This is a genomic window from Serratia marcescens, from assembly GCF_006715005.1.
GTDB lineage: Bacteria > Pseudomonadota > Gammaproteobacteria > Enterobacterales > Enterobacteriaceae > Serratia > Serratia montpellierensis.
Genome location: NZ_VFMJ01000001.1, coordinates 508,743 through 525,358, shown reverse-complemented (window position 1 = coordinate 525,358; position 16,616 = coordinate 508,743). Strand labels below are relative to the sequence as shown.

Genomic DNA, 16,616 nt, shown 5'->3' with positions numbered 1-16,616 from the left:
GATGCGGTTTTCTGCCCTTCAGGTTCATAAACAAGCGGGCCAACAGGCCCGCCGTGTAGCAATAACGCTTATTTTTCCAGCAGGTTGACCGTGATGCGGTTGCTTTCGTCCATCATCGCGGCCTTGGCGCGAATTTTCGCTTCCAGCTGGTCGATCATCTGTTCGTTGTCGAAACGCTCTTTCTGGCGCACGCCGTCTTCATAGAAGCCGCTCTTCTTATGGCCGCCGGTCACCCCCATGGTGGACACCAGCGCTTCGCCCGGGCCGTTCACCACGCAGCCGATGATCGAAACATCCATCGGCGTGATGATGTCTTCCAGGCGCTGCTCCAGCGCGTTCACCGTGCCGATCACGTCGAATTCCTGACGCGAACAGGTCGGGCAGGCGATGAAGTTGATGCCGCGCGCGCGAATGCGCAGCGACTTCAGGATATCGAAACCGACCTTCACCTCTTCAACCGGGTCCGCCGCCAGCGAGATGCGCAGGGTGTCGCCGATGCCTTCAGACAGCAGCATGCCCAGGCCGATGGCCGATTTGACCGACCCGCTGCGTGCGCCGCCGGCTTCGGTGATGCCCAGATGCAGCGGCTGATCGATGCGCGACGCCAGCAGACGGTAGGATTGCACCGCCAGGAACACGTCCGACGCCTTGACGCTGACCTTGAACTGGTCGAAGTTGAGGCGATCGAGAATGTCCACGTGGCGCATGGCGGATTCCAGCAGCGCTTCCGGCGTAGGTTCGCCGTACTTTTCCTGCAGGTCTTTCTCCAGCGAGCCGCCGTTGACGCCGATGCGAATCGGGATGTTCTTGTCCCGGGCGCAGTCCACCACCGAGCGAATGCGCGATTCGTTGCCGATGTTGCCCGGGTTGATGCGCAGGCAGTCTACGCCGTATTCGGCAACCTGCAGCGCGATGCGATAATCGAAGTGGATATCGGCGACCAGCGGCACGTTGACCTGCTGCTTGATCAGCTTGAACGCCTCGGCGGCGTCCATGGTAGGAACCGAAACGCGGACGATGTCGACGCCCACGCGCTCCAGCGCTTTGATCTGATTAACCGTTGCTTCAACATCGGTGGTACGGGTGTTGGTCATCGACTGCACGGCAATCGGCGCGCCATCACCAATAGGCACCTTGCCGACGTAAATGCGTGTAGATTTTCGACGGTTGATGGGCGCTTGGTTATGCATTACTTACTCTCCATTGCTGCTCTGACATCACGACCAGCCGCGCGATTACTGCGCGGCGACGGTCAGGCGAGCAACACGGTTTGACTTAACGAACCGGCTTAAATCAACCGGCTTACCCTGATACTGGATCTGTACTGCCGCCGGCGCGCCGATGGTCAGTTTATACGGTGCAGTGCCGGTCAGGTTCAGCTTGCCGCCCTTCTTCTGAGTGCCGCTGAACAGCGTTTTACCGCTCGCGTCGCTCACCTGCAGCCAGCAGTCGGCGGAGAAATCCATCACCAGCGCGTTCGGATCGGCCGCCGGCGCAGCCACGCCCGCATCGGCGGTCGGCAACGGCGCTTGTGCCGCCGGCGCGGTTTCCGGCAGGGTAGTCTGGCTTGGCGACACCACGGCAGGCTGCTGCTGAGCCGCGCTCGGCGCCTGGGCGGTAGCCGCCGGTGCCTGAGCCGCTGCGCCGGTATCGGCCGGCGTAGCGCTGTTGTCGACCAACGGCACGTTGGTGCCGGCGTCGGCATTGCCGTCGGTCAGCGGCACGGACTGCCCTTCGTTATTCTGTGAAAGCTGCGCCGAGGATTGATCGGCCATGGTGGCGATCTCTTCCTGCTGCGCCTTGTGGTTTTGCCACCACCAGGCGCCGGTCAGGCCGATCACCACGAACACGATAAGCCAGGTGAAGCTCATCAGCCAGCCGTCGCGTTTCTTGCGGCGCTTGCCCAGCGAGAAGCTTTGCATCGGCGCCACTTTCGCCATCTTCAACGGCGCCTGCTTGGCCAGCATCGGCAGCAGTTCGTCTTCCGGCAAATGCACCAGCTTGGCGTAGGAACGGATGTAGCCGCGCACGAAGGTGGACGCGAGGTCAGCAGACACGCTGTCTTCCTCGATATCGCGCACGGTGGACATTTTGAGACACAGGCGTTCTGCAACGGTCTGTTGGCTCAGCCCGAGTTGCTCACGGGCCTGACGCAGGCGCTGGCCCGTCGTCATGGATACGGTTTTATCTTGGGAGGCTTCAGTATTCATTAGCTAAGAACTGCTGGTACTGTTTGGATTGTGGAAAACTTCGCGCTAGCTGCTTGCCATAGCGTTGAACGCTATCCTGGCGGCCGGCTAACGCGGCGAAACGAATCTGTAACCATAAGCTGCTGGCGCTAGCCGGCAGAACATGCTGATAAACATCCAATAAAAGTTGCGACTGGGCGCGCTTCCCTTCTCCAAATTGCTTTTCGGCCTCCGCCAACAGCGGAGTGCCTTTGTCCGGATCAACCTTCAGCGCGCGGCTCAACAGCGTGCGCGCCTCATCGTTTTGTCCGGCCTTGAGAAAACAGTAACCTGCGTTTTCCAGGCTGTCGGCGACCTGGCCAAAATCGGGCGCCAGCGCCGCAGCGCTAAACTGCTGTTGCGCCGGTACATACTGCCCTAAACCGCAAAGAAACGCACCGTAATTATTCAACACGGTGCCATTGCCTGGCGCAAGTTTGAGCGCTTGCCGATAACGCTGTTCGGCCGCGGCATTTTCACCGATACGCTGCGCGTAGAGCGCCATGCCCAACTGCGTGCGGTAATCCTGTGGGGCCGCGTCCAGCGCCTTTTCCAGGTTCTGGCGCGCGGCGTCCATGTCGCCTTGCTGCAGGTACTCCAGGCCCAGTTGCAAGCGCGTCTGGCCCGCCTCAGAGACTTGTGCTTCCTTTTCCGGCGCTGAACCGGAACACCCGGCCAACAACCCGGCCGCCAGCCACACTCCCCACAGTTTCAGCTTCATGCCCGCATTCATTTCCTTATCGGCCGTCAGCTAACGCCCATTAGCGTCAATTTTTCGCATAACAGGCTGTTAGATAACAAAAAAATGGTGCTATAGGGTTCAGACCGCCCGTACGTTGATAGGTTCCCCGGCCATTTTCTTTTTCAGGGTACGCTTGGTACGGTCGATCACTTCACCCGCCAGTTGCCCGCAGGCGGCGTCGATATCGTCACCACGGGTTTTACGAACAATAGTCGTAAAGCCGTATTCCATCAACACCTTGGAGAAACGATCCACCCGGCTGTTGGAGCTGCGGCCGTACGGAGCGCCCGGGAACGGGTTCCATGGGATCAGGTTGATCTTGCACGGCGTGTCTTTCAGCACTTCCGCCAGCTGATGCGCATCGTCGGTGCTATCGTTGATATGATCCAGCATCACGTACTCGACGGTCACGCGGCCCTGGTTGGCGTTGGATTTCTCCAGATAGCGACGCACCGCAGACAGGAAGGTCTCGATGTTGTACTTGCGGTTGATCGGCACGATCTCATCGCGGATGGTGTCGTTCGGCGCGTGCAGCGAAATCGCCAGCGCCACGTCGATCATGTCGCCCAGCTTGTCCAGCGCCGGCACCACGCCGGAGGTGGACAGGGTCACGCGGCGTTTGGACAGGCCAAAGCCGAAGTCGTCCAGCATGATTTCCATCGCCGGCACCACGTTGTTCAGGTTGAGCAGCGGCTCGCCCATGCCCATCATCACCACGTTGGTGATCGGGCGTTGGCCGGTCACCTTCAGCGCACCGATGATTTTCGCCGCGCGCCACACCTGGCCAATGATTTCCGACACGCGCAGGTTGCGGTTGAAGCCCTGCTGCGCCGTCGAACAGAATTTGCACTCCAGCGCGCAGCCTACCTGCGAGGAGACGCACAGCGTCGCACGGTCGGCTTCAGGGATGTACACGGTTTCAACCTGCTGATCGCCGACTTTAATCGCCCACTTGATGGTGCCGTCGGCCGAACGCTGTTCTTCCGCCACTTCCGGCGCGCGGATCTCCGCCACGCGCTGCAGCTTGCCGCGCAGGACTTTGTTGATGTCGGTCATCTGCTCGAAATCGTCGCAGCAGTAGTGGTAAATCCACTTCATCACCTGATCGGCGCGAAACGGTTTCTCGCCCATTTCGGCGAAGAACTCGCGCATTTGCTGGCGGTTCAGATCCAGCAGGTTGATTTTGGCCGCAGCCGGTTGCTCCACGTTAACGGAGGGGGTAGTCAGCGAATTATTTTCAGACACGGTGTGCTCGGACGTGATGGGTTCTAACATAATGATCTCTGGCCTCGTTATTACACGTTATGGCGCTAAAGAATGGACAGTAAGTTGTGCATTTCAGCCCGCATGATTCGGGTGGCGGCACTAAAAACACGCCCCTGACAAGTCGTCTTATCAGGGGCGCGGCATTGTACAAATTTTAGTAGCGGGTGGCTACGGCTGAAAGGCATTCAGGGCATTTTTATTGTTTCAGCCGGTGAATGCTGGGTTCTCAGCCAAGAAACGGCACGATTAACGTGCGCAGATTTCGCTTTCGTTGAAGAAGTAAGCGATTTCGCGCTGTGCGGATTCAACGGAGTCGGAACCGTGAACGGCGTTAGCGGTGAAGCTGTCCGCGTAGTCGGCACGCAGGGTACCGGCCAGTGCGTTGTCCGGGTTGGTTGCGCCCATGATGTCACGGTTGCGCTGCACGGCGTTTTCAGATTCCAGAACCTGCACCATGATTGGGCCGGAGGTCATGAACTCAACCAGACCGTCGAAGAATGGGCGGCCTTTGTGCTCAGCGTAGAAGCCTTCAGCTTGTTCGCGAGTCAGACGCAGCATTTTAGCGGCGATGATTTTGAAACCGGCGCGCTCGAAACGCGCGTAGATAGCGCCGATGTCGTTGTTGGCTACAGCGTTTGGTTTAACGATGGAAAAGGTACGTTCTACGGTCATGATGGCCTCTGTATGACTTCCAAAACAGGCCGGTCTGCAATGTTGCCGGCCTTCTCAAGTGGCGCAGATTATATGTGCGCCGTTAACGCTTGCCTACGGGAAAATCAACATTTCATTAAAAAAATATGATCTTCATGGGTCATTTTCGACCACGCGGCGGCGCTACTGGGTCTTGTCGGTAGACGGGATCAAATTGCGTAGCCAACTGCCCCAGCGGCGCTGATAAAACGGCTGCGTATGGGAGATCAGATAGTGGCTGATGCCGCGCTCGTTCTCCGACACCAGGCAGAAATCCACCGGTTCGTCGTTCGGCGCCGTTTCGCTGGCGACGCTGCCGGCCTCGTTGATCAGCGCCTCGATCTCCGCCGGCTCGGCGTCCACTTCCAGTCCGACCAGCAGATTCGGCTTCTCGTCCGCCGCCTGGTCATGCATCAGCGCCAGAAACGCGCGGCGCACCGGTTTGCGCTGGCTGAACAGCGTGGTCAACGCATCCACCATCGCCGACGGATATTCCTCGGGCTGCCCCAGCAGGATCTGGGTCTCTTTATCGACGTAATGCTCCACCGGTTTGACGACGCCGCCGGTCGCCAGCAGCATCGCCACCTCTTCCGGATAGAACTCTTTGCCGTACTCCGCCTTCGGGTTGAGGAACAGATCCGCGCCCTGGGTGATTTCGAACAGCACCCGCGCCGGCATGGCGATGAATGGCTGTTCGTCCTCAACGGCCTTCTGCAGTGCTTCCAGCGAGGTGAAGAACGGAATGATGCTGCCGCCGTCCTGCTTTTCCCAATGCTGGATATTGACCGGCGTATCCGCGTTCAGCGTGATGTCGCCGTCCTGCTGCACCTGTTCGCTGTCGCCGAGGATCAGCACCGTGGCCTCGAGCAGTTCACGGAAGAACGCCGGGCGGTGGGCCGGCTCCGTCACCGCCAGCTTCAGCAGGCGTTCAAGTTCGTTCTCGCTCGGGGCGGCATCGTGATGATGGGAACTCATGGCAAACTCCAGGATCAAATAGCGAGGCCCAGCATGCTGGGCCCCGAAGATAATGCGCATTCTAGCGCCCGACGCGGCGGGCGTTCAATTATTTGGCTTTGCTCAGCAGCAGATTGGCCAGGGTACGCACGCCCAGACCGGTCGCGCCGGCCGACCACTGATCCACCGCGCCTTTGCGGTAGGTGGCGGAACAGTCGATGTGCAGCCAGCCTTGCTGGTAGTTCTTGACGAAGTGCGACAGGAAGGCCGCCGCGGTGCTGGCGCCAGCGGTGTAAGCCGGGCCGGCCACGTTGTTCAGCTCGGCAAAGTTGGACGGCAGCTGGCTGCGGTGGAACTCGGCCAACGGCAGACGCCAGAACGGCTCTTGCTCGGCGGCGGCGCTGCTCAGCAGTTCCTGCGCCAGCGCATCGTCGAAGCTGAACAGGGCGTGGTAGTCGTTGCCTACCGCGGTTTTGGCCGCGCCGGTCAGGGTCGCGCAGTCGATAATCAGCTGCGGATTCTGCTCAGAAGCGTCGATCAGGCCGTCGGCCAGTACCAGGCGCCCTTCCGCATCGGTGTTCATCACCTCGACGGTTTTGCCGTTGCGGTAGCGAATGATGTCACCCAGTTTGAAGGCGTTGCCGCTGACCATGTTGTCGGCGCAGCACAGGTACAGCTTCACGCGCTGCTTCAGACCACGCGCCGCCGCCAGCGCCAGGGCGCCGGTGATGGTGGCCGCACCGCCCATGTCAGCCTTCATCGAATCCATAAAGGCGCTCTGTTTCAGGCTATAACCGCCGGTATCGAAGGTGATGCCCTTGCCGACCAGGCAAGCGAACACCGGCGCGTCCGGGTTACCGGTCGGGTTGAAGTCCAGCGCCAGCAGCACCGGCGGGCGCTCGGAGCCGCGGCCGACGGTGTGGATGCCGGCATAGTTCTGCTCACGCAGATCTTCGCCCTTGGTGATGCGGTAGCTGACGGCATCGCAGCCGACGTCGCACATCAGATCGACGGCGCGGGTCGCCAGTTGCTCCGGCCCCAGCTCTTCCGCCGGCATGTTGATGGTGTCACGCACCCAGTCGACGATCTTCAGGCGCTGATCCAGCTCCTGACGCGCGGCTTCCGGCAGTTCGGCCCATTCGACGTTGCGTTGCCCTTTCGGCCCGCGGTAACCCTGCCAAAACGCCCAGCTGTTTTCCAAATCCCAACCGTCGCCGGCCAGCCTGACGTTTTTGATGCCCTGACCGTCAATTTTGCGGCCCGCACGCTGGATCGCGCCCAGCTTGTCGGCGCCGGTCAGGTGGATGGTCATCCCTTCGCCGTTGGTGCTGAGCAGCGCTTTTTCGCCCCAGCGGGCGTCGGCAGGTTGTTGCGACAGCGTAACCTGCATGAATTCTGTTGTCATAGCCTTCTTACTCCGGATTATTCTTTTATTAATCTTGTCGGATACAAAATAAACGGGCCGCCCATGGCAGCCCGTTACGCTATTTACTCCGCTTCATCTAACCAGACCAGCAGGATCGCTTCCAGTATTTTTTCGTTGGAAGCCTGCGGATCGTCATCGAACTCTTCCAGATCGCAGATCCACTGATGCAGGTCGGTAAAACGCACGGTTTTCGGATCGGTATCCGGGTATTGGTCGTACAGGGCTTCGCCGATTTCACGGCTGTCGGTCCATTTCAGTCCCATTATGATCTCCGGGTTGACGCTGCGGCTAACAATTAATGCTCACGCGCGTGGTTGACGGTGTAGCGCGGCATTTCGACCACCAGATCTTCGTCGGCGACCAGCGCCTGGCAGCTCAGACGGCTTTCCGGCTCCAGCCCCCAGGCTTTGTCCAGCATGTCGTCTTCCAGCTCGCTGCTCTCTTCCAGCGAATCGAAGCCTTCACGCACGATGCAGTGGCAGGTGGTGCAGGCGCAGGATTTCTCGCAGGCATGCTCGATTTCAATGCCGTTGCGCAGCGCAACGTTGAGGATCGACTCCCCTTTTTCGGCTTCCAGAACCGCCCCTTCCGGGCAAAGGTCTTGATGGGGCAGGAAAACAATTTTAGGCATGGTTAAACCTCATCCACAGAATGGCCAGCCAGCGCGCGGCGAATGGAAGCGTCCATGCGGCGCGCGGCAAAATCTTGCGTTTGTGCATCTAATGTTTTGATGGCGTCTTCGATAGCGGCGGGATCTTCACCCTGCGCCGCCTGCTGCAACGCCTGAGTCGCGGCGGCGATCGCCTGGCTTTCCGCCTCGCTCAGCAGCGCGGCGTCGGTGGCCAGCGCGCCCTGCAGGCTTTCCAGCACCCTCGCGGCTTCCACGCGTTGCTCCGCCAGTTTGCGCGCGCCCACGTCGCTTTGCGCGTTGGCCATCGAATCCTTGATCATGCCGGCGATTTCGCTGTCCGACAGACCGTATGACGGCTTGACCTGGATCGAGGCCTCAACGCCGGTGGATTTCTCCATCGCGGTGACGCTCAGCAGACCATCGGCATCCACCTGGAAGGTGACGCGAATATGCGCGCCCCCGGCAGGCAATGGCGGCAGGCCGCGCAGCGTGAAGCGCGCCAGCGAACGGCAATCCTGCACCAGCTCGCGCTCGCCCTGCAGCACGTGGATCATCATCGCGCTCTGGCCATCTTTAAAGGTGGTGAACTCCTGCGCGCGCGCCACCGGAATGGTGGTGTTGCGCGGGATAACTTTCTCCACCAGGCCGCCCATGGTTTCGAGGCCCAGCGACAGCGGGATCACGTCCAGCAGCAGCATGTCGCTGTCCGGCTTGTTGCCCACCAGGATGTCGGCCTGGATCGCGGCGCCGATGGCGACCACTTTATCCGGATCGATAGACGTCAGCGGCGTGCGGCCGAAGAAGGCGCCCACCTGCTCACGCACCAGCGGCACGCGGGTGGAACCGCCGACCATCACCGCTTCCAGCACCTCGTCCGCGGCGACGCCAGCATCTTTCAGCGCGCGGCGGCAGGCCATCAGCGTACGTTTCACCAGCGGAGCGATCAGCGCTTCGAACTGGGCGCGGGTCACCTCGCCCTGCCAGCCGGCTACCTCAACGCACACGCTGTCGGCATCGCTCAACGCGATTTTGGCGGCGATGGCGGCGTCCAGCAGTTGGCGCTGCACACCGTGATCGCTGCGATCGGCCACGCCGGCCTGCTCGCGCAACCAGTCGGCCAGCAGGTGATCGAAATCGTCGCCGCCCAGCGCGGAATCGCCGCCGGTGGCCAGCACTTCGAACACGCCGCGGCTGAGGCGCAGAATGGAGATATCAAAGGTGCCGCCGCCCAGATCGTAAACCGCGATCACCCCTTCCTGGCCGGAATCCAGCCCGTAGGCAATCGCCGCCGCGGTCGGTTCATTCAGCAGGCGCAGGACGTGCAGGCCGGCCAGACGCGCCGCGTCTTTGGTGCCCTGGCGCTGCGCGTCGTCGAAGTAAGCGGGAACGGTAATCACGACGCCATCCAGCTCGCCTTCCAGCGCCGCTTGCGCGCGCGCGGACAGAGCCCGCAGGATATCGGCGGAGACGCCAACCGGGTTAACCGGGCCGGCGGCGGTGACGATCAGCGGCAGGCCGTTGTCGCTGGCCTGAAATTGATACGGCAGGTTCGGGTAACGTTGCTGGACGTCCGCCAACGAACGGCCCATCATGCGTTTGATGGAGCTGACGGTATTGGCCGGATCCTGCGCCGCCTGTTGGCGCGCATCCCAGCCGACGCGCTGCGCGTCCGCCTGATAATGCACCACCGAAGGCAGCAAATGGCGTCCCTGATCGTCGGCCAGCGTTTCCGCTTGCCCGCTGCGCACCGTGGCGACCAGCGAGTTGGTGGTGCCTAAGTCGATGCCGGCGGCCAGACGTCGCTGGTGCGGCGCGGCGCTGAGGCCAGGCTCACTAATTTGTAATAAGGCCATGTTGAAGCTTCCACAATCAGAATCAGAAGGTGTTACTCAAAACCCAGCAGTTTTTCTTCGAGTTGTTCAACCTGTTGCTGGAGTTTGTCCAAAAAGCGCAGCTTGCGCACGGTGTCAGCGGCATCCGCCCACTGTTCACTGTCCAACTGCTGCAGCATCAGCGCGCTGCGCTGCTTGATGGAGGTGGCCAGCCGCGCGCCGAAATCGGCCAGCAGGCTTTCCGCTTCCGGTTTGCGCTCAATGGCATCGAGCTCTTCGCGCAGCTCCAGCTGTTCCATCAGAAAGGCGGTGTCGCGCATCGTATGCTGTTCGTTGCCCAGATCGAAGCCGTGCAAAGATAGCATATACTCCGCGCGTTTTAACGGGTGCTTCAGCGACTGGTAAGCTTCATTGATGGTCGCCGCCTGCTGCAACGCCATCAGGCGTTCGCGCTCCGGCTGGTTGGCGAAACGATCGGGGTGAAATTGGCGCTGCAGATCCTGGAAGCGGGACGCAAGCAGGCTGCCGTCCACGGTGTAGCGAACTGGCAGCCCGAATAAAGTAAAGTAATCCATAGCGTGCTCTGGGCGTTAGCGGATGAAGTTCCCCCGCCGAAACGGGGGAGCACGATGGACTGTCAGACGTTGAAACTCTCGCCGCAGCCGCATTCGCTTGAGACGTTCGGGTTGTTGAACTTGAAGCCTTCGTTCAGGCCTTCCTTAACGAAATCAAGCTCGGTGCCGTCAAGGTAGACCAGGCTCTTGCCGTCGATGATCACCTTGATGCCTTTGTCTTCAAACACGATGTCGTCATCGTTGGCTTCGTCAACAAATTCCAGCACGTAGGCCATCCCGGAGCAGCCGGAAGTTCGCACTCCCAGACGCAGGCCGAGACCCTTGCCGCGGTTCGTCAAAAACGCCTGAACACGCTGCGCAGCGCTGTCGCTCATGGTAATAGACATCACAACCTCACACTTCAAATCAAAGCCCGGCGCGGCCGGGCCGACTCAGACAAATTACTCGGCGCTATGCTTGCTCTTATAGTCGGCAATCGCTGCTTTGATGGCGTCTTCAGCCAGGATCGAGCAGTGAATTTTGACCGGCGGCAATTCCAGCTCTTCGGCGATCTGGGTGTTTTTGATCGCTTCAGCCTGATCGAGCGACTTGCCTTTCATCCATTCGGTCACCAGCGAGCTGGAGGCGATGGCGGAACCGCAGCCGTAAGTTTTAAAGCGCGCGTCTTCGATGATGCCTTCATCGTTAACCTTGATTTGCAGCTTCATCACGTCGCCGCAAGCCGGTGCCCCTACCATGCCGCTGCCGACGGTAGGATCTTCGTTGTCGAAAGAACCCACGTTACGCGGGTTTTCATAATGATCGATTACTTTTTCGCTGTAAGCCATGACCTTGCTCCTGAAACCTGAGAATTAATGATGCGCCCATTCGATGCTGTTGATGTCCACGCCCTGCTTGAACATCTCCCACAGTGGGGACAGATCGCGCAGACGGCCGATGGATTTACGCACCAGTTGAATGGTGTAGTCGATCTCTTCTTCCGTGGTGAAACGCCCCAGGGAGAAACGGATCGAGCTGTGCGCCAATTCATCGCTCATGCCCAGCGCGCGCAGCACGTAGGACGGCTCGAGGCTGGCGGAGGTACAGGCTGAACCGGAAGAAACGGCCAGGTCTTTCAGCGCCATGATCAGCGACTCGCCTTCAACGTAGTTGAAGCTGACGTTCAGGATGTTCGGTGCGCCGTGCTCCAGATCGCCGTTCAGATAAACTTCTTCCATATCTTTCACGCCGTTCCACAGACGATCGCGCAGGGTGCGCAGACGCGCCATCTCTTCGGTCATCTCTTCTTTGGCGATGCGGTAAGCTTCGCCCATGCCGACGATCTGGTGGACAGGCAGGGTGCCGGAACGCATGCCGCGCTCGTGACCGCCGCCGTGTACCTGCGCTTCGATGCGGATGCGCGGCTTGCGACGCACGTACAGCGCACCGATGCCTTTCGGGCCATAGATTTTGTGGCCGGAGAACGACATCAGGTCGACTTTCAGCTTGCTCAGATCGATAGGCAGTTTGCCCACGCTCTGGGTGGCGTCAACGTGGTAGATGATACCGCGCGCACGGCACATTTCACCGATCGCTTCGATGTCCTGCACCACGCCGATCTCGTTGTTGACGTGCATGATGGAGACCAGGATGGTGTCATCGCGCATCGCCGCTTCGAGATCCTGCAGGCTGATGATGCCGTTGCTCTGCGGCGCCAGGTAGGTCACTTCAAACCCTTCGCGCTCCAGCTGACGGCAGGTGTCCAGCACGGCTTTGTGTTCGGTTTTGCTGGTGATGATGTGCTTGCCTTTTTTCTGGTAGAAATTGGCAGCACCTTTAATCGCCAGGTTGTCGGATTCGGTCGCCCCGGAGGTGAAGACGATTTCGCGTGGGTCGGCGCCCACCAGTTCGGCGATTTGGTTACGGGCGATGTCTACCGCCTCTTCCGCCTGCCAACCGAAACGGTGGGAACGGGAAGCCGGGTTGCCAAAAGTGCCGTCCAGGGTCAAAAACTGCATCATCTTCTCAGCAACGCGCGGGTCAACCGGCGTCGTTGCTGAGTAATCCAGATAAATCGGTAATTTCATTGCTCTTGTGCTCCGTACATCACTTCCAAAAACTAAAATAATTTCGCCAGCTGCTTATGCGCGCAGATTAACGTTGATAGTTTCTTGCGGACGACCGTTGGCCGTGCGGCGCGTATCGTTGTTTTGACGATCCGCCACCACCAGCACTTCCTGGTTGTTGACCAGTTCTGCCAGCGTAATGTTGTTCAGGAACCCGCTGATGCGCTCGCTCAGATCGCGCCACAGGGCGTGGGTCAAGCAGCGATCGCCGCCCTGACAGCCTTCTTTGCCCTGGCAACGGGTTGCATCTACCGATTCATCGACGGCAGTGATGACAGCGCCAACGGCGATCTCACCCGCGTCTTTACCCAGCAGATAACCACCGCCCGGACCGCGCACGCTGGCCACCAGGCCATTCTTGCGCAGACGGGAGAATAATTGTTCCAGATAAGAGAGCGAAATACCCTGGCGTTCGGAAATGTCCGCCAGTGGCACCGGCCCTTCCTGGGAATGCAGCGCTACGTCAAGCATAGCGGTTACGGCATAACGGCCTTTGGATGTCAGTCTCATAGCTCAATGGTTACCTGTTGGTCAAATATGGCCGAAAGTCTGACATTCCTGAGTAAAACAGTCAACTATTTAACCTAGTAATTGACTCAAGTATTAGCACGTTTTGAACTTAGCAAGAACAAAGGTATATAAAATACATGTTATAACCTTTGGATAACTAATACTATTGTCGCCCACCGTTATGCCACATCAATTAATTACCTTGATGTTTATCCTGTTTCTCGATCGACGTCAGCATGCCGCGCAGGATATTCAGCTCCTGCCCTTCCGGGCGCGCGCGGGTGAACAGCCGGCGCAGGCGGCTCATCACCTGGCCCGGATGGGACGGGCGAATAAAGCCGGTGCGCTGCAGCGTCTGCTCCAGGTGCTGATAGAAACGCTCGAGGTCATCCACCAGCGGATACGGCGTCTCTTCCAGCTGCGGCGCGCCCGCCTGTTGGCGATCGAGGTAAGCCACGCGCACTTCATACGCCAGGATCTGCACCGCCATCGCCAGGTTCAGCGAGCTGTAGTCCGGGTTGGCCGGAATGGCGACGTGGTAGTGACACTTCTGCAATTCATCGTTGGTCAGCCCGACGCGTTCGCGGCCGAACACCAGCGCCACCGGCGCGTGTTCGCCTTCGTGTACCGCGCGCACGCCGCATTCACGCGGCTCCAGCATCGGCCACGGCAAGGTGCGAGAACGTGCGCTGGTGCCCACCACCAGGCTACAGCCGGCGATGGCGTCATCGAGGGTATCGACGATAGTGGCGTTGCCGATCACGTCGCTGGCGCCGGCGGCCAGGGCGATGGCCTGAGAATCGGGTTTGATCAGCGGATTAACCAGATAAAGGTTGGTTAAACCCATGGTTTTCATGGCTCTGGCGGTCGAGCCCATGTTGCCGGTATGTGAAGTCTCTACCAGAACAATGCGGATATTGTGCAGCATACAAACTCTGAGCGTGGCGGAAAATCGCAGCATCTTAACACAGCCGTAGGCAATTTGCCGAACAGCTGCTATACTTCGCGCCGTTTCCTGTTCTTTAACATCCTAGTTGGAAGATACCCATGCATCCGATGCTGACTATCGCCGTGCGCGCTGCGCGCAAGGCCGGTAACCTGATTGCCAAAAACTACGAAACCCCGGACGCTGTAGAAGCGAGCCAGAAAGGGACCAATGACTTCGTCACCAACGTCGATCGCGATGCAGAGCATCTGATCATCGACGTCATCCGCAAGTCTTATCCGCAACACAGTATCGTGAGCGAAGAACGCGGTGAGCTGATCGGCGAAGATCGCGATGTGCAATGGGTGATCGATCCACTGGATGGCACTGCAAACTTCATCAAACGTTTCCCTCATTTCTCCGTTTCCATCGCCGTACGCATCAAAGGCCGTACTGAAGTGGCCGTGGTTTACGATCCGATGCGCAACGAACTGTTCACCGCCACTCGCGGTCAGGGCGCACAGCTCAACGGCTACCGCCTGCGCGGTACCAACGCCAAAGATCTGGATGGCACCATCCTGGCGACCGGCTTCCCGTTCAAAGTCAAACAGCACGCAACGCCTTACATCAACATCGTCGGCAAGCTGTTCACCCAGTGCGCAGACTTCCGTCGCACCGGTTCCGCCGCGCTGGATCTGGCCTATGTGGCCGCCGGCCGCGTAGACGGTTTCTTCGAAATCGGCCTGAAGCCGTGGGACTTCGCCGCGGGCGAGCTGCTGGTGCGTGAAGCCGGCGGCCTGGTGACCGACTTCGTCGGCGGCCACAACCACTTCAGCTCAGGTAACCTGGTCGCAGGCAACCCACGCGTGGTGAAAGCCATGCTGGCCACCATGCGTGAAGAACTGAGCGAAGCGCTGAAGCGTTAATCGCCAGAAGCGAATCGAAAAAAAGCGCTGCCGATGCAGCGCTTTTTTTATGCCCGTTAGCGGGAGAAGGGGCGGATGCCGCCGCCGAATTCCGGCTGCGCGCTGACGTACAGCAACAGCCCGGCGGCCAACAGGATCAGGCCGCCGGCCAACGCCAGCGCCCCCCAGGCCACCGCGCTCCAGGCGGCGGGGGCACGCGAACGGCTGAGGCGCACCGCCAGCCGGCGGCTGTAATGCACCAGCAGCGCCAGCATCGAGATGGTCAACGAGGTGCCGAACGCCATCGCCAGCGCGGAGATCACTCCCCAGCCGAACACGCCGATCACCTTGGAGAACAGCAGCACTAAAATCGCCCCCGAACAGGGACGCATGCCCATCGCCAGCACGATGGCGGCCTGAGTGCGCCAGTCGCTTCCCGCCTGCAGCTCGCTGTCGCTCGGCAGATGCCGGTGGCCGCAGCCGCAATTGGCGCTGTGCACATGATCCGCCGTCAATGGCGTCAGGCTGTTGATGCGCAGCGCCGGCGCCGGGCGCATCGCCTTAATCGCCGCAAACAGGCGTTTCAGCGCGCGCCAACTCAGCAGCACGCCAAGCAGCATCACCAGAATAAAGCTGCCCTTCTCCAGCCAGAAACTGCTTTGGTGCAGCTGGCGCGAAGAGAGCTGCAATACCACCAGCATCAGCGTCACCAGCGCGATCGCCACCCCGCCCTGCACCAGCGAAGCCGCAAAGGTCAGCTTCAGGCTGCTTTTCAGCCGCGCCGGATGGGTAGCCAGATAGGTGGCGATCACCACTTTGCCGTGGCCGGGGCCGAGCGCATGCAAGACGCCATAGCCGAGGCTGAACAGCATCAGCGCCAGCCCGGCCTGCTGCGGCGCGGCCTTCACCTGCTGCAACATCCCCGCCATCTGCTGGTGCAGCGCTTTTTGCCACACCACGCTCTGCATCAGCAGCTGCGGCCAATAGTGCCACGCCAGCAGCGCGGCGGCCGCCAGCACCAGTGTGAACGGCAGCAGCGGCCACAGGCCGAAGGCCCAGTGACGCCGGCTCGTCGTCGGTTGCGAGAGATTTAACGACATTGCAGCGTCACCCGCTGGGCGAACTGTTGCCCCAGCGCCAGGTCTTCGCCGGGCGAGTCGTTCTTGTCGAGCGACAGCGCATAGGCCTGCAGCGACGCATTCGGCTTCGGCGTCATCAGCTTGTAACTGCACAGCGGCGCCATCTCCGGCGGCAGATGCAGTGCATTTTGGTCTTTATAGGTCATATCCACGAAATAAGTCGGATCGTAAGTAGAAAGTTCGAACGGCTTGCCCGCCAGCGGCTGCGGTTCGGCCAACGGCAGCACGAACTCCAGCACCGCCTGATTGCCCTGGCGCGACAGGTGATATTCGCTGGGCAAGTTCAGATATTTCACCGGCTTGCCGTCGCGGTAAAGATCGGTGAAATAGTGCTGCCCCAGCACGTTGGCCATCACTTCCGCCGCCAGCTTTTTCCACACTTCCGAATCGCTCTTGGCGTTTTTCGCATCGTAAAGCAGATCCGCCGAGGTGATTTCATCCATCACCCACACCATTTTCAGGCCGACCAGCCGCTGGTCTTTGGCGACGAAGGTGGTATTCATGTCGATAAAGCTGTGCGGATGCGCGATCGCACCGGCGCTGAACACGGCGCCGAAAGCAACCAAAAGACGACGTAACTTCATCATTATCCTGCCTTACCTGTATTTGTTATAACGTAACACAAATAAATACCGAACGGCCCGCCTCTCCCGGCGATATTTGTGACGAAAGTTGTAAGCCGAAGTAA

The 16,616-nt window shown here is 59.8% G+C and carries 19 protein-coding genes; 1 reads left to right on the top strand and 18 read right to left on the bottom strand.

The window, feature by feature from the left end; translation table 11 throughout:
- Positions 1-68: 68 nt before the first annotated feature.
- From ispG to trmJ, 16 genes are all read right to left on the bottom strand, one after another.
- Positions 69-1,190, bottom strand: a complete 1,122-nt coding sequence (gene ispG, locus FHU12_RS02560) for a flavodoxin-dependent (E)-4-hydroxy-3-methylbut-2-enyl-diphosphate synthase (RefSeq protein WP_016929756.1) — start codon at positions 1,188-1,190, stop codon at positions 69-71.
- A gap of 45 nt (positions 1,191-1,235) precedes the next feature.
- Entirely contained in the window at positions 1,236-2,210 is a 975-nt protein-coding gene (gene rodZ / locus FHU12_RS02555) for a cytoskeleton protein RodZ (RefSeq protein ID WP_141967213.1), read from the bottom strand.
- The gene (gene pilW, locus FHU12_RS02550) at positions 2,200-2,949 is read right to left on the bottom strand and encodes a type IV pilus biogenesis/stability protein PilW (RefSeq protein ID WP_141967210.1); all 750 of its coding nucleotides are present in this window, start codon (positions 2,947-2,949) and stop codon (positions 2,200-2,202) included. The genes rodZ and pilW overlap by 11 nt, the downstream gene beginning before the upstream one ends.
- Before the next feature lie 99 nt (positions 2,950-3,048).
- A complete protein-coding gene (gene rlmN, locus FHU12_RS02545; protein ID WP_004941426.1) occupies positions 3,049-4,245 on the bottom strand; it encodes a dual-specificity RNA methyltransferase RlmN in 1,197 nt (398 codons plus the stop codon).
- Between the two features lie 237 nt (positions 4,246-4,482).
- On the bottom strand, positions 4,483-4,908 hold the full coding sequence (gene ndk, locus FHU12_RS02540) for a nucleoside-diphosphate kinase (RefSeq protein WP_004941424.1): 426 nt from the start codon (positions 4,906-4,908) through the stop codon (positions 4,483-4,485).
- Positions 4,909-5,070: 162 nt separating this feature from the next.
- Positions 5,071-5,901: an enhanced serine sensitivity protein SseB gene (sseB, locus tag FHU12_RS02535; RefSeq protein WP_141967208.1), complete on the bottom strand. Its 831-nt coding sequence runs from the start codon at positions 5,899-5,901 to the stop codon at positions 5,071-5,073.
- 88 nt (positions 5,902-5,989) lie between these two features.
- On the bottom strand, positions 5,990-7,285 hold the full coding sequence (pepB, locus tag FHU12_RS02530; protein ID WP_185742269.1) for an aminopeptidase PepB: 1,296 nt from the start codon (positions 7,283-7,285) through the stop codon (positions 5,990-5,992).
- An 83-nt stretch (positions 7,286-7,368) separates the two neighbouring features.
- Complete coding sequence (iscX, locus tag FHU12_RS02525) at positions 7,369-7,569, bottom strand: Fe-S cluster assembly protein IscX (RefSeq protein WP_047574017.1); 201 nt, start codon at positions 7,567-7,569, stop codon at positions 7,369-7,371.
- A gap of 32 nt (positions 7,570-7,601) precedes the next feature.
- Positions 7,602-7,937, bottom strand: a complete 336-nt coding sequence (fdx, locus tag FHU12_RS02520) for an ISC system 2Fe-2S type ferredoxin (RefSeq protein ID WP_004941417.1) — start codon at positions 7,935-7,937, stop codon at positions 7,602-7,604.
- 2 nt (positions 7,938-7,939) lie between these two features.
- Positions 7,940-9,790 (bottom strand): Fe-S protein assembly chaperone HscA, encoded by a 1,851-nt coding sequence (gene hscA / locus FHU12_RS02515; protein WP_025303914.1) that lies wholly within the window; start codon positions 9,788-9,790, stop codon positions 7,940-7,942.
- Positions 9,791-9,822: 32 nt separating this feature from the next.
- The gene (gene hscB / locus FHU12_RS02510) at positions 9,823-10,344 is read right to left on the bottom strand and encodes a co-chaperone HscB (RefSeq protein WP_060439408.1); all 522 of its coding nucleotides are present in this window, start codon (positions 10,342-10,344) and stop codon (positions 9,823-9,825) included.
- A 62-nt stretch (positions 10,345-10,406) separates the two neighbouring features.
- Positions 10,407-10,730, bottom strand: coding sequence for an iron-sulfur cluster assembly protein IscA (gene iscA / locus FHU12_RS02505; RefSeq protein ID WP_004941410.1), 324 nt, complete (start codon positions 10,728-10,730; stop codon positions 10,407-10,409).
- Positions 10,731-10,784: 54 nt separating this feature from the next.
- Positions 10,785-11,171 carry a Fe-S cluster assembly scaffold IscU gene (gene iscU, locus FHU12_RS02500; RefSeq protein ID WP_033635600.1) on the bottom strand — a complete coding sequence of 129 codons (387 nt, stop codon included), beginning with the start codon at positions 11,169-11,171 and terminating at the stop codon, positions 10,785-10,787.
- Positions 11,172-11,195: 24 nt separating this feature from the next.
- Positions 11,196-12,410: a cysteine desulfurase gene (iscS, locus tag FHU12_RS02495; protein ID WP_015378780.1), complete on the bottom strand. Its 1,215-nt coding sequence runs from the start codon at positions 12,408-12,410 to the stop codon at positions 11,196-11,198.
- Positions 12,411-12,464: 54 nt separating this feature from the next.
- A complete protein-coding gene (iscR, locus tag FHU12_RS02490; protein WP_004941404.1) occupies positions 12,465-12,959 on the bottom strand; it encodes a Fe-S cluster assembly transcriptional regulator IscR in 495 nt (164 codons plus the stop codon).
- Between the two features lie 193 nt (positions 12,960-13,152).
- A complete protein-coding gene (trmJ, locus tag FHU12_RS02485) occupies positions 13,153-13,887 on the bottom strand; it encodes a tRNA (cytosine(32)/uridine(32)-2'-O)-methyltransferase TrmJ (protein WP_025303916.1) in 735 nt (244 codons plus the stop codon).
- A gap of 119 nt (positions 13,888-14,006) precedes the next feature.
- On the opposite strand from trmJ, the gene suhB reads away from it, so the two are divergent.
- Positions 14,007-14,810: an inositol-1-monophosphatase gene (suhB, locus tag FHU12_RS02480; protein ID WP_025303917.1), complete on the top strand. Its 804-nt coding sequence runs from the start codon at positions 14,007-14,009 to the stop codon at positions 14,808-14,810.
- 56 nt (positions 14,811-14,866) lie between these two features.
- Here the strand turns inward: suhB and FHU12_RS02475 are convergent, their stop codons facing one another.
- Together FHU12_RS02475 and FHU12_RS02470 are read right to left on the bottom strand one after the other, a co-directional pair.
- Complete coding sequence (locus FHU12_RS02475; RefSeq protein WP_141967206.1) at positions 14,867-15,889, bottom strand: nickel/cobalt transporter; 1,023 nt, start codon at positions 15,887-15,889, stop codon at positions 14,867-14,869.
- A complete protein-coding gene (locus tag FHU12_RS02470; protein WP_141967204.1) occupies positions 15,880-16,515 on the bottom strand; it encodes a DUF1007 family protein in 636 nt (211 codons plus the stop codon). Before FHU12_RS02470 ends, FHU12_RS02475 begins: the two co-directional genes overlap by 10 nt.
- Positions 16,516-16,616 lie beyond the last annotated feature (101 nt).

Coding starts and splice junctions, on each gene's coding strand:
- ispG (WP_016929756.1), bottom strand. CDS start 1,190: ATGCATAACCAAGCGCCCATCAACCGTCGAAAATCTACACGCATTTAC.
- rodZ (WP_141967213.1), bottom strand. CDS start 2,210: ATGAATACTGAAGCCTCCCAAGATAAAACCGTATCCATGACGACGGGC.
- pilW (WP_141967210.1), bottom strand. CDS start 2,949: ATGAAGCTGAAACTGTGGGGAGTGTGGCTGGCGGCCGGGTTGTTGGCC.
- rlmN (WP_004941426.1), bottom strand. CDS start 4,245: ATGTTAGAACCCATCACGTCCGAGCACACCGTGTCTGAAAATAATTCG.
- ndk (WP_004941424.1), bottom strand. CDS start 4,908: ATGACCGTAGAACGTACCTTTTCCATCGTTAAACCAAACGCTGTAGCC.
- sseB (WP_141967208.1), bottom strand. CDS start 5,901: ATGAGTTCCCATCATCACGATGCCGCCCCGAGCGAGAACGAACTTGAA.
- pepB (WP_185742269.1), bottom strand. CDS start 7,285: ATGACAACAGAATTCATGCAGGTTACGCTGTCGCAACAACCTGCCGAC.
- iscX (WP_047574017.1), bottom strand. CDS start 7,569: ATGGGACTGAAATGGACCGACAGCCGTGAAATCGGCGAAGCCCTGTAC.
- fdx (WP_004941417.1), bottom strand. CDS start 7,937: ATGCCTAAAATTGTTTTCCTGCCCCATCAAGACCTTTGCCCGGAAGGG.
- hscA (WP_025303914.1), bottom strand. CDS start 9,790: ATGGCCTTATTACAAATTAGTGAGCCTGGCCTCAGCGCCGCGCCGCAC.
- hscB (WP_060439408.1), bottom strand. CDS start 10,344: ATGGATTACTTTACTTTATTCGGGCTGCCAGTTCGCTACACCGTGGAC.
- iscA (WP_004941410.1), bottom strand. CDS start 10,730: ATGTCTATTACCATGAGCGACAGCGCTGCGCAGCGTGTTCAGGCGTTT.
- iscU (WP_033635600.1), bottom strand. CDS start 11,171: ATGGCTTACAGCGAAAAAGTAATCGATCATTATGAAAACCCGCGTAAC.
- iscS (WP_015378780.1), bottom strand. CDS start 12,410: ATGAAATTACCGATTTATCTGGATTACTCAGCAACGACGCCGGTTGAC.
- iscR (WP_004941404.1), bottom strand. CDS start 12,959: ATGAGACTGACATCCAAAGGCCGTTATGCCGTAACCGCTATGCTTGAC.
- trmJ (WP_025303916.1), bottom strand. CDS start 13,887: ATGCTGCACAATATCCGCATTGTTCTGGTAGAGACTTCACATACCGGC.
- suhB (WP_025303917.1), top strand. CDS start 14,007: ATGCATCCGATGCTGACTATCGCCGTGCGCGCTGCGCGCAAGGCCGGT.
- FHU12_RS02475 (WP_141967206.1), bottom strand. CDS start 15,889: ATGTCGTTAAATCTCTCGCAACCGACGACGAGCCGGCGTCACTGGGCC.
- FHU12_RS02470 (WP_141967204.1), bottom strand. CDS start 16,515: ATGATGAAGTTACGTCGTCTTTTGGTTGCTTTCGGCGCCGTGTTCAGC.